The following is a 545-nucleotide window of genomic DNA, read 5'->3' as shown; positions in this document are numbered from 1 at the left end:
TTGATTAGCCCGAGCATCTAACTGCGCATAAGTGAGGCTTTGCTCTTCATAAACAAGTGCAATCGCTTCTGGTGTTCTAGCCACTTGGGCAGCAAATATCTTATTAAAAGTTTGCAGCTGCGTGTTCACTTGAATTGCTGGTGCAATAGCCAGGTTAGCAGTTCCAAATATCTGAGCAGACTCGAGTTGTCTCTTCGGATGATTTAGTGGCCAATTCAGTGCAAATGTTGTTGTTTCTGTAGGCCCATAAACATGAATAAGCTCATTGTCAGGAAAGTGCGAGAGCATTTCCTTGACGGAGCTTGGAGATACAGATTCACCACCAAACATAAATTGTTTAATGTTTTCAAAAATCTCCGGATAAGTTCTAATGGCTTCAGCAAAAATTGCTGTTGTCATAAAGGACACATCCACTTTGTAGCGTTGAATCGCTTTATGAATTTCCGCTAAATCCAACTTCCCAGCAGGTGCAAGTGCAAGCTTCGCGCCATTTAAAAGAGCACCCCAGATTTCAAAGGTTGCTGCATCAAAAGCAATTGTTGCTA

At 42.0% G+C, this 545-nt stretch carries 1 protein-coding gene; it reads right to left on the bottom strand.

The window, feature by feature from the left end; all coding sequences use genetic code 11:
• On the bottom strand, positions 1-545 hold a 545-nt coding region (locus tag JaK3_RS10445), incomplete at both ends, for an AMP-binding protein (RefSeq protein ID WP_150114272.1).

The organism is Polynucleobacter yangtzensis (assembly GCF_001595965.1).
GTDB classification, from domain to species: domain Bacteria; phylum Pseudomonadota; class Gammaproteobacteria; order Burkholderiales; family Burkholderiaceae; genus Polynucleobacter; species Polynucleobacter yangtzensis.
Note: the sequence above shows the minus strand (reverse complement) of the source record. Positions and strands in the feature narration are given on the sequence as shown.